The sequence below is a fragment of the Allosediminivita pacifica genome (genome assembly GCF_003054175.1).
GTDB lineage: Bacteria > Pseudomonadota > Alphaproteobacteria > Rhodobacterales > Rhodobacteraceae > Allosediminivita > Allosediminivita pacifica.
On the sequence record NZ_QBKN01000045.1, the window covers coordinates 1 to 17,287 of the forward strand.

General features: G+C 58.3%; 16 protein-coding genes. 9 read left to right on the forward strand and 7 right to left on the reverse strand.

The window, feature by feature from the left end; translation table 11 throughout:
• Positions 1 to 171: 171 nt before the first annotated feature.
• The 4 genes from C8N44_RS21505 to C8N44_RS23480 are packed head-to-tail and all read left to right on the forward strand — an operon-like array spanning position 172 to position 1,213.
• A complete protein-coding gene (locus tag C8N44_RS21505) occupies positions 172 to 411 on the forward strand; it encodes a hypothetical protein (protein ID WP_107978801.1) in 240 nt (79 codons plus the stop codon).
• Complete coding sequence (locus C8N44_RS21510) at positions 408 to 773, forward strand: hypothetical protein (RefSeq protein ID WP_107978802.1); 366 nt, start codon at positions 408 to 410, stop codon at positions 771 to 773. The genes C8N44_RS21505 and C8N44_RS21510 overlap by 4 nt, the downstream gene beginning before the upstream one ends.
• On the forward strand, positions 770 to 958 hold the full coding sequence (locus C8N44_RS21515) for a hypothetical protein (RefSeq protein WP_107978803.1): 189 nt from the start codon (positions 770 to 772) through the stop codon (positions 956 to 958). Before C8N44_RS21510 ends, C8N44_RS21515 begins: the two co-directional genes overlap by 4 nt.
• A gap of 3 nt (positions 959 to 961) precedes the next feature.
• A complete protein-coding gene (locus C8N44_RS23480; RefSeq protein WP_107978804.1) occupies positions 962 to 1,213 on the forward strand; it encodes a hypothetical protein in 252 nt (83 codons plus the stop codon).
• A gap of 238 nt (positions 1,214 to 1,451) precedes the next feature.
• Here C8N44_RS23480 and C8N44_RS21525 read toward each other — a convergent pair whose 3' ends face one another.
• Together C8N44_RS21525 and C8N44_RS21530 are read right to left on the reverse strand one after the other, a co-directional pair.
• Entirely contained in the window at positions 1,452 to 3,341 is a 1,890-nt protein-coding gene (locus tag C8N44_RS21525; RefSeq protein ID WP_107978805.1) for a type IV secretory system conjugative DNA transfer family protein, read from the reverse strand.
• Positions 3,342 to 3,368: 27 nt separating this feature from the next.
• Positions 3,369 to 3,674 (reverse strand): hypothetical protein, encoded by a 306-nt coding sequence (locus tag C8N44_RS21530; protein ID WP_088636053.1) that lies wholly within the window; start codon positions 3,672 to 3,674, stop codon positions 3,369 to 3,371.
• Positions 3,675 to 3,969: 295 nt separating this feature from the next.
• Between C8N44_RS21530 and mobQ the strand changes: the two genes are divergently transcribed.
• The 5 genes from mobQ (at position 3,970) to C8N44_RS23615 (ending at position 9,800) form a co-directional block, all read left to right on the forward strand.
• Positions 3,970 to 5,607 carry a MobQ family relaxase gene (gene mobQ / locus C8N44_RS21535; RefSeq protein ID WP_280514107.1) on the forward strand — a complete coding sequence of 546 codons (1,638 nt, stop codon included), beginning with the start codon at positions 3,970 to 3,972 and terminating at the stop codon, positions 5,605 to 5,607.
• A 248-nt stretch (positions 5,608 to 5,855) separates the two neighbouring features.
• The gene (locus C8N44_RS21540) at positions 5,856 to 6,212 is read left to right on the forward strand and encodes a DUF2958 domain-containing protein (protein ID WP_107978807.1); all 357 of its coding nucleotides are present in this window, start codon (positions 5,856 to 5,858) and stop codon (positions 6,210 to 6,212) included.
• 138 nt (positions 6,213 to 6,350) lie between these two features.
• Complete coding sequence (locus tag C8N44_RS21545; RefSeq protein WP_244641174.1) at positions 6,351 to 8,927, forward strand: AAA family ATPase; 2,577 nt, start codon at positions 6,351 to 6,353, stop codon at positions 8,925 to 8,927.
• A gap of 145 nt (positions 8,928 to 9,072) precedes the next feature.
• The gene (locus C8N44_RS21550) at positions 9,073 to 9,612 is read left to right on the forward strand and encodes a recombinase family protein (protein WP_107978809.1); all 540 of its coding nucleotides are present in this window, start codon (positions 9,073 to 9,075) and stop codon (positions 9,610 to 9,612) included.
• Positions 9,613 to 9,641: 29 nt separating this feature from the next.
• Positions 9,642 to 9,800 (forward strand): hypothetical protein, encoded by a 159-nt coding sequence (locus tag C8N44_RS23615; protein ID WP_170121113.1) that lies wholly within the window; start codon positions 9,642 to 9,644, stop codon positions 9,798 to 9,800.
• A 36-nt stretch (positions 9,801 to 9,836) separates the two neighbouring features.
• Here the strand turns inward: C8N44_RS23615 and C8N44_RS21555 are convergent, their stop codons facing one another.
• From C8N44_RS21555 to C8N44_RS21570, 5 genes are all read right to left on the reverse strand, one after another.
• Positions 9,837 to 12,446 (reverse strand): DEAD/DEAH box helicase, encoded by a 2,610-nt coding sequence (locus C8N44_RS21555; RefSeq protein ID WP_107978810.1) that lies wholly within the window; start codon positions 12,444 to 12,446, stop codon positions 9,837 to 9,839.
• A gap of 4 nt (positions 12,447 to 12,450) precedes the next feature.
• Positions 12,451 to 14,322, reverse strand: a complete 1,872-nt coding sequence (locus C8N44_RS21560) for a site-specific DNA-methyltransferase (protein WP_210204213.1) — start codon at positions 14,320 to 14,322, stop codon at positions 12,451 to 12,453.
• A 140-nt stretch (positions 14,323 to 14,462) separates the two neighbouring features.
• Entirely contained in the window at positions 14,463 to 14,753 is a 291-nt protein-coding gene (locus C8N44_RS23235; protein ID WP_146178897.1) for a plasmid partition protein ParG, read from the reverse strand.
• On the reverse strand, positions 14,701 to 15,372 hold the full coding sequence (gene parA / locus C8N44_RS21565) for a ParA family partition ATPase (protein ID WP_280514106.1): 672 nt from the start codon (positions 15,370 to 15,372) through the stop codon (positions 14,701 to 14,703). Before parA ends, C8N44_RS23235 begins: the two co-directional genes overlap by 53 nt.
• A gap of 82 nt (positions 15,373 to 15,454) precedes the next feature.
• A complete protein-coding gene (locus tag C8N44_RS21570) occupies positions 15,455 to 16,474 on the reverse strand; it encodes a hypothetical protein (protein WP_107978812.1) in 1,020 nt (339 codons plus the stop codon).
• Positions 16,475 to 17,287 lie beyond the last annotated feature (813 nt).

Genomic DNA, 17,287 nt, shown 5'->3' on the forward strand with positions numbered 1-17,287 from the left:
CTCGCGCACTTCGGGAGAAAACTTGTTCGTCGTCTTGCTCATGATGCTCCATCCTACTCAGGACTTGGAGCCTCCGGCAAACCCGGCGCGGTTCACAGAGGAGGCAGAGCCTCCTCCTTTCCCATTGGCGCCGCCGCAGGCGGCAACTGAGAAGCAGGGCAGGGGGCTGCGATGCACATTCCACTGAGCTACGCCCGGCGCATGGCCGATCCGGCCATGAAACAGCACTATGCCGCCCGGTTGACGAGAGCGCAGAAGGATGCGCCGTTCAGCTCCGGCACCCTGTTCCTGGAGGCGGCTTTTCAGCTCCGTGATGAGCTGGACGCCGGAGAGGCCCCATCGCCCCGCGTCTGGGGCCGCGCGTGGCAGGCCGAGTGTCTGGCAGAGAAGCGGAGGAGGGCACAGACATGAGCGAGAAAGCCCCGCCCCCGTTTACAGCCGCATGGCACATGCAGCGCCCGCCCGAACGGCTGGCACGGATTGCGCGGCGGTTCGAGCGCAAGGCCGAGGGGATGACCCCCGCCCAGAGGCGTATCATCGAGAAACACGGCCACATGATGCCGCTGGAGGTGGCCGAGCAGCTAGACCGCGACCTTGCACGGCTCTTGCCGACCTACGGCACGGCGCAGGTTACGGGGTCGCAATGGCGCTGCCTTGAGGACTTGGCCGAGGACGCGAAGCGGCTGGCCGCCACGTATGAGGGCGAGGTACTGGCCGCAGCTTTGGCCGACAGCGCCGCCCGCTTCCGTCAGAAATGGCATGAGAACCGATGAACGCCGCCGAGATCACCGCCGACCTTGCGAAGCTGGCAGAGCTTGCACAAAGCAGCGCCGAGGAATGGGGCGAAATCACCCCTGCCAAAAAGGCGGCTTGGGGTTATGACCCCTTAGCGGCTTCACTCAGGATGCAGCGCGATTTGATGCGCCAAGCATGGCATCAGCAGAAGACGGCGGGGTAAGGCATGGCTGGCAAGCGTCCCCCGTCCTATGGCCAAGCGGAGCCGAAGCTATATTCCCATGAGTGGTTTATCTTGCAGCCGCCCTTGAGCATTGCCGAACAGGTGCGGCGGTTCGAGGGACGGAAAGAGCGCCTTGCGTGGTATGTCCGCGAGCATCTTGAGAAGACCTTGCCTCCGCTCGATGTGGCTGAGGAAATGGACGCGGAACTTAGGCGGCTCTTGCCGACCTATGGCGACTACGTGCCGCCGGATTGAGAAGGTTTTTCGCTTCCAGCTCGCCTCAAGACAGGCACCCCGTGCCAGGTCAATCGGGAGCGCCATCGCTGCGGTGATGCCTGAGCCAGCCGGGAACCCGCATCAAGGGCAAGCAGGCTGCGCCTGTGCTGCGCACCCTTGACGCAGAACCCCGCCCGTCTCTTTCCGGCATCAGCAACGGCGACCCGACGGACAGGCACTAAGGGCCCGGCCAGCGGGACAGCATCGAGATGCCCGACTAGCGCTCATCATCCGACTTGTGCGGCATGCGCGAGGCAGGGGGTGGCTGCTTAGTCTGCAAATGGGAAAGCTTCTTTCTGAGCGCCCATAGAGCCAGCAAAGGAAAAGCCGAGAGAACCCCCCACGTGTAGAGCAGGTCGAGCAGCGTGCCCCCGTTCGGGTTATCCCGTTCAATGTAGGCTGCGAGCACGAAGCATACGATCAGTACCGGGATGGATAACCAGAACGCAATTTCAGCCGTACTGCGGCTTTGTCCGGCCAGTTTGAATATTGCTGCGGTTCCGAACCAGCCCCCGGCACCGCAGACAACAGCCACGGCGTAGATGAACAGGGGCGTCATGCCCCATCCGAAGGACATGCCGCCGATGAAGGCCAGAACGCCGCCCCCCATGACGAGCGCGACCAGTTCCTCAAAGTGTCCGCCTGTTGCTTCGTCCGCAAACTGAGCGACCTGGTGGCGGAGTTGACCCGTCTCGAACGGCGCAGCTTGGCGCTCCTGTGGTTCGTCCCGGTAAGGGTTCGGGTCCGTGGCGTTGAGCATGGCTTGATCGGTGAAGAACGGCTTCACAAAGGCACGGATCGGGGGCACGGAGCCGCGTGCCAGGATGACCTGTTCCTGTTCGGGCATGTTCAGAAGGTCTTGCGCCCGGATGAGCGGCACACCCATCTCGCTGGTGTTCACCGATCCGCCTTGCAGGAGGTTATCAGGCGTCGAGGTACTACGGCTTTCCGCGGTGAAGGTGCCGACCGTGGCCTCGATCAGCCGTGCCGTCTCAATATCATCGACCCCGAAGAACTGGCGCACCGCGCACAAATTCACGATCTCCTGCATCCCATCACGGCCATACAGGCGTGTGAGCTGGTGCGGGTTCTGGATGACCAGGTGCGCGCGCAGGCCCGCCTCGCGGTATTCAGCCATCGCCCGCGAGATCGTTGGCATGTATCCGAGGTTGGCGAACTCCTCCGCCAGCAGCGTGACAGGCACCGCCTTGCCTGCGCGCCCGACCGCTTCCGCACACAACGCCATGACGAGCGCCAGCCATGCCTTGTTCGCTTCCCGGCGGTTCGACGGGATCACGAGATAGACCGTCACGCGCTCGCTCTTGAGGATCGCCGGATCGAAGTCGCCGCTGGAGACGTGGGCGGCGAGGGGCTTTTGCGGGTTATAGATGGCCGTGGCGTTCTGCATGGCCTGCTCGATGCCCGCCCATTGGCGCGGACTCTCCAGGGGCGAGAGGATTTCGGCGGCGTAGTCGGAGAGGTCGAAGCTTTCGACTTCGAGCATCTTCGCAGCCAGGTCGCGCCAGCCCTGAGCGGTGTCTCTCACCAGCGAATAGAGGCGGGGCAGGGTGGCGGTCTCACCTGGCGCATGGGTCAGGTACAGCAGGCAGGCGGTCAGCACAGAGGCGCCGCGCTGCGTCCAGGAGGGATCGTTCACGTTGGGCGGCGTGGGGCAGAGCGCGGTCGCGATCATTTCGGCATTGTCGATCACAGCCGGATCGCCTGCCCGCAGGACAGAGAGCGGGTTAAAGCCTGCATCCCCGAGATCGCGACCAAGCCCTTGCGTCAGCTCCTCGCGCCAGGGGTTCAGGACGATCACCCTTTGGCCCATGGCGCGGCGAGCCTTGGCCGTCTGGGCGGTGAGCGCGCCCTTGGGGTCTGTGACCACCATGGAGGAGGGGTTTTGCAGAAGGTTCGGAACGGCGACCGCTGCCGTCTTGCCGGAACCGGGGGGCGCGACTGTCAGGACGTGTCCGTCACCGTGATAGTAGATTCCTTGGTCAGGATTCTCGTAGGTGCCGCCAAGGTAGACGCCGCCGGGATCGAGCATTCCCGTTTTGCGAAGATCGGAAGTGGACGCCCAGCGGGCGGCCCCGTGGTTCGACATGAGCTGTCCCCCTGCAAGGACGGGAGTCTAGTCACTCCCGTCATCAAGGCCGAGCGTTTTGCGCTGGTCTGGCTTTGTTACAGCCCGGTTAAGAATGTCCCAGAGGTCGCGTCCCCATTCGGGATTGCGCTCGGCATGTTCCAGAACGACAGCCCCGACAATGATCTTCTGCCGCGTCCTGATCTTCTCTTCTTCCCGGCGCCGCTTGGCTTCCGTGGCCTTGATCTCCCGTTCCAGCTTGCCGAGCTTATCGTCAAACTGTGCCCGCAAGGCCGCCTTCTTGGCCTTTAGCTCTTCCAGTGATTCGGCGGGGTCTTTCTTGCGGTAGGCCATGGGTTCGCGGGTTTCGGGGTTAAATCTCAATTGTCAGGGTATGGGAATTTTGTCACACTGGCAATGTGCAGTTCGCACACTTTTCGAGACCAAGAGTGATGACAGGTGCAACGGGAAAATCCCTGAATGTAGATGAAGGGCGCAATTATACAAAATCTTCGATTTTGTTTGCGTCCTCATGCGCCGGAAGCTGGAAGCCTGCGGGAGCGCAGGCTGGACACTCCAAAGCCGTTAGGGCTTCCCACTCCGTAGCCGTGGGGGGCTATCTTTTCCCGTTCCTGGAGGCGGCCTTCTAGTGGCGGGGTCGCGGCCACGCTTCCAGATCGCATCCCGCAGCGCCGGGAAGTCTGCATGTGCGATGGCCGCCTACCGCGCGGGACAGGAGATCGAGGACGAGGCTTACGGCAAGGTGCATGACTACAGCCGCCGCAGCGGTGTCCTGCACAGCGAAGTCCTGGCCCCCGATCATGCCCCGCACTGGACGCGCGACCGGGCCGCCTTGTGGAACGCCGTCGAAGCCTCGGAGCTGACCAAGGGCGGCGATCTCAAGGTGAAGGCCCAGCTTGCCCGCGAGATCGTCGTCCCCCTGCCGCATGAACTCGGCTTTGAGCAAAACCGCGAGATGCTGCGGGAGTGGATCAGCGAGCAGTTTGTCAGCCGGGGCATGGTGGCCGACTACGCCATGCACGCCCCCGACAGGGAGGGAGATCACCGCAATCAGCATGCTCATGTCATGCTGACCGTGCGGGAAATCACCTCCGAGGGTTTTCACGAGAAGAAGGCCACCCCGACCGCGCGAAGCTGGAACCAGACCGAGATGCTGGAGCAGGCGGTTGACCGATGGGCGGCCATCCAGAACCGGGAGCTTGAGCGGGCCGGACTGGATGTGCGCGTTGACTTCCGCAGCTTCGAGGCGCGCGGGATCGACCGTGAGCCGGAGCAGCACGAAGGTGTCGCGGTCACGTCCATGAAGCGTAAGGGGCAGCAGACCCGCGTCGGGGAGGCGAACCAGGAGCGCCGCGACCGGAATCGCGAGCGCGCCAGCCGCCACATGAAGGCGTTGCACGAGCTGGCCAGTCTCGAAGAACAGCGCGCAAAGTTCGAGGACTGGAAAGCCCGCCAGATCGAAGCCCAGGAGTCCGAGCGCACCTTTGACATGCTCGACCTGGAACGGGAGCAGACCCGCGAGGCCCTGGAGCACGAGGAACGCTTGCAGGCGTTCTATGCCCCGGCGCTTGCGACCGTGCAGGCCGAGCACGACCATCTGAAAACCAAGGTGGACGGACGCGGCTTCACCCTGTCCCTGCGCCGCCTGTGGCGCGGCCAGAAAGACCGCGACGAGTTGGCAAACCTGCGTCAGACCATCGAGGGCACGAAGGCCCGGATTGCCGATGCGCGGCAGAAGGTGGACACCGCGCATGCACTCGCCCGCGAGGAGCTGGCCGAGCTGCACCGTCAGCGTGATGAACAATACCGCCGCAAGCTGGACGAAGCCCAGAAGCGCAAGGAGGAAGCCTTGCGCGCCAAGGCAGAAGCCGCCGCCCGCGAAGCCTACGAGACCCGCCAACGCCAGAAGGCCGAAAGAGAAGAGGCCGAACGCGCGGAATATGAGCAGCACCAAAAGGCCGAGCAACAGTCCAGAGACCGTCAGAAAGCGCGCGAGGAAAACCAGGACACCCGGCGTCACACGGAGCAGCAGGACAACGCTGCGAACGACAATGGCCAAGGCTGGCTGTCCCGCGTCATGGCAAATGCGCTCGACAATTCAAGCGCTAGCGACAGCGAAAAGCGCCAGATCGCGGAGAAGCTGGACACAGTGCGGGATGCACGCCAGCAATGGCGCGACGAGCGCCGCGCCAGGCTGATGAAAGAGGCCGAGAAGTCGCCCGACCGGGACAAGCCGAAGGACCGGGGGCCCGACTTTGAGCCGTAGGGCGCTCCTGCCTGTGAACACCCGCCGTAGGGCGGCAGCCTGATCGCCCGGAGGGGTTGGCCGTTCCTGCCTGTCTCCTGATCGGCGGTTTTCTCATGTTCGCCTGATCCTGATCGAGCGCGCTGCACCCGCAAGACCCGGCCCGCACCACCCAGGCAAGCTGGCCGTGTTGGGTCTGTGCGCGCGGCAGCTCAGGCCGCCCGATCATTCGTCTCCATCGAAGAAAACCTCAACGATAGGAGACCGATATGAAACTTTTGACCAAAACCATCCGCGACAAGATGATCGCCAACGGCAAAGCCCAGGACGCGGTACGCGGCACCGAGGACGAGATCGACTTCGAGCCCGTGGTGAAACTCTTCAACCCGTGCGGCGCGGCAACTTGGCTTCTCACGGAGCTGGACAGCGAAGACCCCGACATTGCCTTCGGTCTCTGCGACCTCGGCATGGGCTGCGCGGAGCTTGGCAGCGTGCGGATTTCCGAGCTGGAGAGCGTGCGTGGGCCGTTTGGCATCGGGATCGAGCGCGACATCCATTGGAGGCCGAAGAAGACGCTTCTCGCCTACGCCCGCGAAGCCTGGAAGGCCGGGAGGATTGTCGCATAGCGTGGAAGCCCCTCATTCCTTGACGACTGAGGGGCTTACATGCGTCAGTGGACGATAATCGCGATCTATGCAACCATTAGGAATTAACGCGCAGTACAGAGTATGATTTTAGATAAGCCCTTCACAGAAAAAGACGCCATGCTGGAGATTTTGAGATGGTCTCAAAATCGTCCAAATTGGCAAAGAGATGCCCTTCGCCGGATAGTTCAATATGGCAGCCTAGGCGCGAAGGATATCGAGCAACTCACAAACCTATGCGTGGATTCCAGTCTGCCTCACGCGCCTCTTTCAGAGGCACACATCTCAGGGCGCGCTTCTGAAGAAGCGTCGATATCTCTCAAAGGCATCTCGAGACCAGTAAACGTCAATGCACTTGCTCCGGGTCAATCTATATCCTTCCAGCGTGAGGGGATGACGATAGTATACGGAGATAATGGATCGGGAAAGTCTGGGTATGTTCGCATACTTAAATATGCTTGCCGATCGCGCGATAAAAACCAAAAGATATTGAGAGATATCGAATCTCGATCAGACGAGCCGCAAAGCGCAGATATAGAATTCTTTTGTGGTAGTGATGAACGATCTTGGGGCTGGACTCCGGACAGTCCATCGCACTCGGAGCTGCCGTTCGTAAGCATATTTGACTCCAGAAGCGCAAGTACGCATGTGGAAAAAACCAATGAACTTGCGTATTCTCCGTTACCCATGCAGGTACTTGAGACACTTCGAGACGCATGTGATCTTATAGCTGAAGAAGTCAATAAAAAGATCAAAAGCATTAATACGCAAACGCCAGATGCTCTCCTTAATCCGAAAATCAACGCAAATACAGTGGGGGGAAAATTCATAAATGGTCTGTCGGAGAAATCTGATATAGCAAAACTTGAGGCGTTGATAAATCTTACCCCCGATGACGAGGCGGAGATGAAGTCGCTCGCCGCCGATCTTGAGGGAGATTCTGCGAAAGCTATTGCAAAGCTAAGCGCGGTTAAGGTGGCGTTTGGTCAAGAGGCCAAGAAGCTAAAGGAACTTGTCGAAGTCACATCTGAGGAAAAGGTTCAAGAGCTAGCTTCGGCTCGCGAAGACCACACTAAGAAGGTAGAAATCGCGAAGACCGCGTCAGATAGATTATTCTCAGCGGCACCGCTCCCGAATATAGGATCGGAGTTGTGGCGCGAGTTATGGGAAGCGGCCCGACGTTACTCTGACCATGCGGCATATCCTGACAAGACGTTTCCGGAAGCAACCGCGGATCATGATTTATGCGTACTATGTCAGCAGCCGCTCAGCGAGGAGGCGGTAGAGCGCAGAAATACGTTCGAACAGTTCGTGAAAGGGGAGACGAAGGCAGCGGAGGCGAAGGCGAAGAGACGAGCTGAGGACGCTCTACGATCAATTGAGAGTAAACAACAAAACCATGACTTCGTAAGGGAGCTTACTAGGATCATCGGACTGGAGCTGGATGACCCTGAGCTTTCCATGTCTATGAGACGTGCCGCAGTCGTGGCGCGTTGGAGGTTGCGTGCGATCCGGCGCGGTCACGTTCCTCGCCTGCCGTCTGTTCCGTTCCCCGCAGAGAATGCAAAAGTAACATGGGAGAAGCTAACGCGCAGGATCGAGCAGCTTAAAGGAGATGAGGCTAGCCCACAGAGGAAGGAGATGAGGGCTCGCTTGGAGGACCTTCGAAGCAGAAAGTATCTGAAGAACTTTGAAAGTGATATTCGGCTAGAAATAGAACGGCGGCGGCGGATAGCCGCTCTGAAGGAGTCCGGGAAGACGGCGGCCAAGAGAGCCGTGACGGAACTGAACAAGTCGCTTTCTGACAAGTTGGTCACTGACGCACTTAGGGGGCGGTTCGCCCGTGAAGTGCAGAAGCTTGATATTGGCTGCATGCCGCTTGAGTTGCAGAAGAGCGATAGGAACGCTGTCTCGCTCTTCAGGGTGTGCTTCGTGGAGCGCCCGAAGGAGCCCGTTGGCGATGTACTGAGCGAGGGGGAACATAGGTGCGTTGCTCTGGCAGCCTTCCTGGCGGAACTTGTGACGTCACGTGAGTACTCCGGCATCGTTTTTGATGACCCCATGTCCTCTCTGGACCATCTGCATAGAAGGAGTGTTGCGAGGCGGCTTGTCGAAGAGGCGGAGCACCGACAAGTTGTAGTATTTACGCATGACTTGGCATTCATGTTCGAGTTAAAGCGAGAGGCTGAGGCACAGGGACAAAGCGTCCATTATCAACATGTTCACCGCAGGCAGAAGCAGCCGGGCCATGTGAAGGGCGATCTCCCGCTCAAGGCAAAGCCTGGGCTGGAACTTGCGAATGCGATTCGTGGAGAATTGAAGGCGGTAAAGAGCGAATTCGACTCTTTCCCGGAGGCGCGAAGGTCGATCATGGCGAAAGGATTCATTGAGCAGATCAGAGAGGGATGGGACCAGGGCGTCGCTGACTTCATCATGCCGGTTCTAGGTCGGTTTGATAACCGGATTGCGACAGGCAGCATCTTCAAGCTGGCCGTTCTAAATGATGTTGACGTGAGCACTGTGATCGCCGCACGCAAACGCCTCTCTGAAGAGCTGCACCTCTACTCCGAAGCGCTTAACCCCAGCGATGTGTCGCACGCAGGCTTAGTGGCGGAGGTGGCGGCGCTAGAGGATTGGCTCAGAGATATGAAGGAACGGCAAGGCAAGGCATCATTGCCAGCACGTTCAAGTGCCTGAGCAAAAGCGGCGTCCTTCTCCTCGCGACAAAAACGGTCGTTTTTGTCCATATCCCCTACCCCACACGAAACCAACGACTTGAGCGGGACAAAACCCTACACCCAAAACCTTTGGAGTTTTGGGACGTTTATGGCACCATGAAAGCATGATCTTCGGATATGCCCGCGTCTCGACAGACGACCAGCTCCTCGATGCACAGACCGACGCCCTTGAAGCAGCAGGCGCGGAGCGCGTCTTCGCGGACAAGATCAGCGGTTCGACCAGGAAGCGCCCGCAGCTCGACCAGCTCCTCGACCAGCTCCGCCCAGGGGACGTGATCGTCGTCACCAAGTACGACCGCCTTGCACGGTCGCTGCGCGACCTTCTCGACATCGTGGAGGCCATCAAGGAGCGAGGCGGCGGGTTTCGGTCGCTGGCCGAGGACATCGACACCACCACGCCCGCAGGTCGTCTGATCTTCCACGTCTTCGCCTCTATCGCGCAGTTCGAGCGTGAGCGCATCTCAGAGCGCACAAGGGAGGGGCTGGAGGCCGCGAAGAAACGCGGCAGGGTCGGAGGCCGCCCCCCTGCCCTCTCAGCCGCTCAGCGCGACGAGGTGCGTCGTATGAGGGACGACGAGGGGCGCAGGCTGTCGGAGATTGCTCAGCTCTTCCGCGTCAGTATAAAAACCATAAGACGCGCTTGAGGCGCACGTGGCAAATCGCGGCGGTATGTATGACGGAAAAACAGAGAGAAGCTGAACAAAAAGCGTTTGAGCGCGGCCAAGAGGATTGGCGCGCGAACCGCTATGATAATCCATATCCCGCTCAATCGCCGTATCACGATCTCTGGCAGCAGGGGCAGGATAAAGAGCGGGAAACCGAGCAAGGATGACAAAACAGGACATTCAACCGTGCTCGGCTTAATTTTTTAGGGTTTTAGATACTCAGGAAGTTTTGTCTTCCAATCACTCATAAGGATTAACGTACCTTCGACGGTTTCACCATTGTTTTTGACAAGCTCCAACTCTCCCGCTGGCGTTGCGTCGTCCCATGCAAAATGGCCTGACAGGAAATCCAGTACGTCTCGCTTGTATGCGGTATCGAGGTTGTCGAGCTGGTCGCCCTTGGTTTCCAGAACCGTGATCTTCTTGGCTTCTCCCGTGGTCTGCACCGCGAAGATAAAGTCGGGATAGATTTTTGCCTTCTTCCATCCCTGAATGCCATACTGGCTGCGCGCTACGTTGCGGTGCCACCATGAGAGCGCCCCTTCACCGTCGAGATAGACGGCCACGTCACGCTCGTCTTTGTTCAGCTCGGCTTCATATACAGGTGCGAAGAGGCTCTTTTCGAGCGGGCCGCCCGCCTTGTTTACAAGCTGTCGCGCGTCCTCTGGCTCGGTTGTCTCCATGGTTGCGGGCATCCGCCAGTTGCGCCCATCCAGGCGCAAGCGGAACTGGATCCGCCCCGCTGCGACCTCGGTCTTGAAGAGTGCCTCGGCGCGTTCTGTGCGGGCGCTGTCGAGCCCGCGCCGCAGCTCGGCGCTGATCAGGCTCGCAAAGCGGCCAAGCTTATTTTCATCAAATCCGCGAACGCGCAAGGCGTCGAGAAGCTGGCCGACCACCTCCCGAGCAACGAACGGATTGGGCAGAATGTCGGAGACCATACGGACGGTATGCGCGGGGTCGAAGACTAGGATTTCATGGTTCTGCGCAACCGTCTCTCCGACGAACAGCTCTTCCCCTTCATCGGACAAGGTGATCCGCTGTAGCTGGCTTTCCGCCGCTTGTGCATTGTCGGGGATTTTGGCGGCAATAGGCGCGGGGTCGAAGCCGCGCCAGTCGATGCTGGCGAGAATATCGGTCTCATAGTCCAGCTCGCGGGGCGCGCCGTCCTCAATGATCATGACTTTGGGCAGGTAGATTTCGGTCGAAGCGAACGCGGGACGGCGCTTAATTGTCCGCGCCGTGCGTGTCTTGCCGCCCGCGTCATCCTGATTGACGCGCAGCACCAGATCGCCAAGCCCGTCCTGCTCCAGGCCCTTCTTGATGGCCCCGACCACAGTAGCGGTATCGGCATGGTGGGTAATTACATGGCATTCATCGAGTGCTTCGACACCCGTCTTCATCGCGCCTGGCTGGCGTAGGATGCGCCCGACAAGCTGCGTCATGGCCTTTTCGTTGCTGCTCGCAGCCAGAGCGCAGAGCACATAGGCGAAGGGACAATCCCAGCCTTCTTGAAGCGCCTGCTTGGTAATGATCACGCGCACGCGGTTCGTGGGGGACAGAAGGTCCTGGTTTTCAGGCTGTGACAGATCGTTCTGCTCGGCGGTCTTGATGGCGATTTCAGCGTCATCGAATCCCGCCGTCTTGAGCCAGTCCTTCACATCCTCGGCGTGGATATGATTGCTCTCGCGCTGATCCGCCCCCGTCCGCTCGACCTGCACCAGCATGATCGGGCGGATATAGCGATCGGTCTCGGCGCGCAGTGTCTTTGCTGAGGCGTCGAGCGCGCGAAGCTTCTCAAGCGCCGCGTTGAGCGTCGCCTTCCAGTCATTGCCCTGCTTCGGATCAAGATTGAGCGGCATCTTGATCATGCCTTCGCGGTCCAGCTCGCGGCCCGTCACTTCAACCAGGACATTGGCATAGCGCCCATCGCGGGGGTTTCTGCCGCCGCGTGGCTGCACGTCCTGCGGCGTGGCGGTCAGTTCCAACACGAAACACGGGTTGAAGCCGTACAGCGTCCTGAACGCCAGATCGGAGATGGCACGATGCCCTTCGTCCAGCACCACGACGGGGCGGATGATCCGCAACGCGTTGCCAAGGGAATCTTTTACCATCAGGAACATGTCGTCATAGGCGGCAAGGTTCGGCGTGGCATCGAGCGCAGCCTTGTGCGCCTGCTGTTCGCCCTCGGGCGGGAAGAAACCATGCACGTCGCCCCGATCCTGAAACATCTTCAGGGAATCCTGGGTTTCTCGGTTCGCCGATTGCAGCATGAGAAGCATGACGCAGAGATTGCTATCTACGTCGCGCGCATCGAGGCGGTCGGTCTTCTCCATGATCTTCACACGCCCTGCGGCGGCACGGTCGAGCGCCTGGCGATAAGGGTGCTGACGGTTTTTGAGGTGCTTCAAGGTCTGGGAGTAGATCGCCTCGTTCGGCACGATCCACAGCACAAAGCCCGTGTTGCGATCGAGATAGCGCCCCATGATCCGCGACACGGACGAGATCGCGAGCCATGTCTTCCCACCTGCCGTAGGGACCTTGAGTACGGCGTTCGGGACGGGACGATTGCAGCCATCGATCCTGGGTGAAAAAGGGATAGTCGCTCGGGATGCAGGCAACTTTCCTGCCGCGCCAAGTGTATCCCATGCCTCCTTGGCGAAGTCGGGGATGGTGAGTCCAAGATCAGGGTCGGCAGCGGCAAGGCTCGCGATCTTGTCCGCTCTGCCCTTCTTCTCCTTGAGGGCGTCGAGATAGCCTTCAAGCGCCGTGAGAGCGCGGTCCTGATAGTCGAGTTGTCGGAAGCTGGTGCTCATGGCCTCAGCTCCGATCAATTCGGTAGAGAGCGAAGGGCAGCGGCACGAACTCCACAGGGATATTCTGCTCGGCTAGCATTTTCTGGCTGACATAACGGGCGGGCGCGAAGACCAGGTGCCGTGCCTCTGGATCGGTCGCGGCGAACTCTTTCGCCCGCTTGAGTGTCAGGGCCGCCTCGGGGGATTTGAGCCAGTCAAGATCGGGCTTATAGATCAGCCAGACATGCTGGCCTTCGGTGGCACCTAGGTAAAAACCATCCTCGCGCATGGCGCTTGGATCGAAGGCACGGGCGGTTGCCATGTGGAAAAGGACGGAGCCAATCCCGTCGAAAGACGGCAGCGTCTCGCCGCTCAGCACCTTGTCTAGCTCGACTGGATCGCCGAGATCGCAAAAGGTGAATTCTCCACCCAAGCCAAGAGTGTCTGCTTTCAGACCATCAACGCCTTCAATAACCTTTCGCAGCCGCTCGGCTGTTGTATGGTCAGCATTTGCCTTTCCTTCTCCCTCATCCATCTGAACGAGGATGAACTTCCGCTCCCCTCCATCCAAACTGTTCGCAAGAAGCGCAGCATGTCCTATTGTTCCAGACCCAGCAAAACTGTCTAAGATCACATCCTGCGGAAGCGTAATCCATCTTAGAACATCGCTTATAAATCTATGGGGCTTAGCGTTCTCGAAGTTAATTTCTAGCGAAGCAAGAAGCTCGTCGTCGCTTCCACCAAATCTAAGTATAGATGGGATATTCTCATTACCATGATCCTTGAGGAGGTATTTTCGCTGTGGCTGTACCGACTCGTCCCTGCCGAATACTATCTCACCTTTGCGGATGTATCCAAGTGGCTCCTCTACCACCTCCTCTGATCCCAGCATTTCTATTATGGTATCAGACGGGTACCGCCAGCCTCTCTCTGGGGTGGGGCACTCCTTTCCCGTGACCGGATGCTCTATAGGTTTAAAATAATCATCCGGCGCTTTCTTCTTGTTTGGCCAGCCCATGTGGACCAAACGATAAACATTACCATCAGAATCAAGCTTGTTATAAGGCCGCTCTCCTCCACTAATATCGGCTTGCCTACTTACCCACGCCGCATATTCTTCTGCCGCCGCATCTCTATCATAAATTTTCCGAAGGTGTTCAATATCTATATCTAAATCATACTTCTTTAAAACCTCTGCGAGGTCACTTGGTACGTCGGAACTATCAACTTTCTTGAAGAATCGCGCACCAGCCTCAATCATTTTTTCTGCGTTAAGCTTAGTTCGCACCAGCGGTCGTCTTTTGAGTGCTAGTGATCTGTTTTTTGCGGCTACGATTATGAATTCATGCTGGTAAGAGATGCCTTGCGCGTCGCCCTTGGGGTTACGCTTGTCCCAAACTAAGCTTCCGAGTCGATTCGTCTTTCCAGGGTTATCCGGGTCTCTAGAAAATATTTCATCCAGCATACTCGAAGCACGCTCAAGCTCGTTTTCATCAATGTGCATTAAGAATATGCCGTCGTCGGCTAAAAGCTCGTATAGCAAACGGAGTCGCGGCCACATCATGGCGCACCACTTGTCATGGCGGAGACCGTCCTCGACCCCTACGGGGTTGGACTCCAGCCATTCTCTGATCATTGGAGCATTGACGCTATCGTTGTAGCACCATCCCTCGTTGCCCGTATTGTAGGGCGGATCGATGAAAATACAGTCGATCTTGCCTGCATAAAGCGGAAGGAGCGCTTTCAAGGCATGTAGATTATCCCCCTGTATGATCAGATTGCCATCGAGCGCAACGGGGCCGATCCCCCTATCCGCGTTTGGCACCAACGGGCGGAATGGCACCGCCAGATGGTGGTTGTAGACGAATTCTTTACCTTTGAAATTCAGCTCGGTCACGCTGCCCCTCATTTTCGTTTTTTGTTATGTTATCAGAGCACTCCGTTACGAGCACTCCCAAATTTTGGCAGGGCGGGAGCTATCCACAGGCGAGTTGTGTGATAACGCCTTCTACGAAAAACCCACATTTGTGCAAAAGCTTATTTGTTGGTTTTCGCTTCCAGTTCGGCGGTGCGCTGCTCGATGAAGGCTGTCAGCTCGGTTGCCATCTTCCGTCCCGTGGCCGCGCAGGCGACTTTGAAGCGTCGGTGCGCTTCTTCCGGCAGGTCGATGCTCAGACGCTTCATGGGGACGTCTTTTGCCTTCTCCTGCGGCTCAGGCACGCTCTTGGAGGTGGTGTCGTGCCCTGCCCCGCCTTGAACATAGGCGTCTATGGTTTCAGGCGCGAGCGGCTTGGGTCGCGGCGCTGTCGCGAAGCTCTTCTTGGACATGCTGGATAATCTCGTCGGTTAGGGTTGTGATCTCCTTCGCTGCGGCTCCTGTGGGGGACCACTCGAAGATGGTCTTTCCCATCGTCAGGCTTTCCGCGTAAGCGACCCGCTGCTCGATCTCAGCGTTTAGGAGCGGGATACCAGCTTCCGAAGCCATCGACCGGATTTCACGGCCAATGACCGTGTTCCCTATTTTGCGGGAAACCACAAACCCACATTTAATGGACTCTTTGAATGCCTGGGCCTCTCCTACTTGACGAACGGTCAGATCGGACGCCCATGTCGAAAGCCCGGACGGCTCGATAGGAAGCGCCACAAAATCAGAGGCGATGATACAAGCACGCGCGATCCCCTCAGCATGGGGCGGGCCGTCGATCACGGTCGCTTCATAGTCCGCTGCTAGCTTGAGCACGTCTTTCGCGAGATTGTCACGCGCCATGGAGACAACCTGGAACGGCGTCTCCTCACGCAGGCTCGCCCAGGTCGAGGCCGAGCCTTGCTTGTCCGCATCGACCAGAAGAACCTTCTGACCCTGCGCTGCGAGACGTGCGGCCACGTTCACCGAGAGGGTGGTTTTACCGACGCCGCCTTTTTGGTTGAGGAAGGAGATAATCATCATTTCCACATTACCTGATTCACACGTATGTGCAAACCCACATTTTATGTTGGTATGAGGCTATGTGGGTTTGTGGTTTGGCCGTTTACTTATTCGCGGCGAGACGCTGCTCGTTCTCCGTCTGCCTCTTATTGGCCGCTTTCACGTCCGAAACGAAGGTTCCGGTCGGCGTCAGCTCGTAAAGCGCGTCGCGGGCATTCTGAGCGCTCTTACCCGTCTTGTAATACAACACGACATCTTGGGCTTTCAGCTCTTCCAGAGCGTCACGGACCGTCTCCCGGTTGCGGTCTTCTCGGCTGTGAACAAGCAAGCCGCTGTCACGCTTAATGGTCGAATACCTTATTTGATAGGGCTGCGTGAGGCTCGCGTTCGTGTACCTTCGCGAGAGGAGCTTGTGCAGCCAGCGGGCCAGCTGCGAAGACATCGACATCAACACTTCGTAGTTGAACTGACGAAATTGCAGGCTGTTGACGGCCTGTGAGTACACGAAGGGAAGCTTAACGCGCCACTTGGCCTTTGGATCAGCAAGATACTCCGCCCGGCTGACCTCGATAGTTTCAGGAATGATCGCACCGCGATAAGCCGCCTTCTTGTCGTTGCCCTGAAAAAAGAGGGCGAGGCGACATTCGTTCATGACCAGGAGCGAGTGTTTGATTTGTTCCAGAGAGCGGGAGTGCCCCCGAGCGCGAAGCTCCCTCGCAATCATCGCCAAGGAGAAGTCAACGTAACTCTCTTCCTGTGCAGCATAGTGATGGCCATGCTTCTGGTCCGCGAAAATCTTCCTCAGAACCTCTTCGATAAGCTCTTCATTGGCGGAGGGCAGGAAGTCCTTCTCGACACCATCGACCCGCAGTCGCGCTGGCTTGAGCTGCATCTTGGCCGGGATTTTCTCGCCGGTCTCAGGCCGCTTATACACAAACCCACATTCCCACATTGGAAGGTAGCCCGACTCGTCGCGAAGGGCTACCTGCTTCCGTGCAGAGCAGGAATACTTCGGGATCGCATCCCATAGATCGATCGTATTCGAGAGCTTGTTCGGATCGCCGTAGAAGGCCGCAAACATGTCGAACTGCGGCGACGGGGCAGGGGCCGGCAAGTCTTTCATCTTATGCCCTCTTCTTCCGACTGCTTGATTCACCTTCATCGCAAACGATGGTAACCGGGTTCAAGTCACGACACTATATCTTGTTGCCCTCGCATCCAAGTTATCCACAGGTGAGGTTGTAGACGGAGGGTGCAGGTTAGAGACGGAGGGTGCAAAAGGTTGGAGATGGAGAGTGCAGAAGGTTGGAGACGGAGGGTGCAGGTTAGAGATGGAGGGTGCAGGTTTATGTGAAGTATCCGTCTTTCACGCCCGATTCGGGTTGTAGACGGAGCGTGCAGTAGCCCGATTCAGGTTAGAGACGGAGGGTGCAAACTGCTCCGACGCCTGCTCGAACATTCCATAAAAGTTAGAGATGGAGGGTGCACAGCCGTCCTAGGTTAGAGACGGAGGGTGCACAGGCATTCTTATATCTATCTGATATAATGCAATAAAACGACGTTTCCAAACTGCTATCCTCTTAACCTTTTCTTATCCCTTATCTAACCGTTCACTTGAGGCGTCCATCCGACCAGCTTCGAGCTCGCAGGTTCTCGGCAGGGGGAGCTTGTATTGAGCGCAGCGAGTTATGAAAAACGCCCCTCTCCTTGGCAGGTGAAGGGCGCTTCCGGATATCTCCGTTCACGGTCATCGGCGTCCCCGCCTGTACCGTGCTAAGATCATAGCATGGGATATCTTTGTTCTCCAAATATCCCGGAGGTGAATGTCCCAACAGGGGCAGTGAACCGCACCGAGTTTGTCGGAGGCTTATTGTCATTAGTTACGCGGCCATGTCTTCAGTTTCCAGAGCCGCGTAGAAGTTGGCCTCCGCCTCGG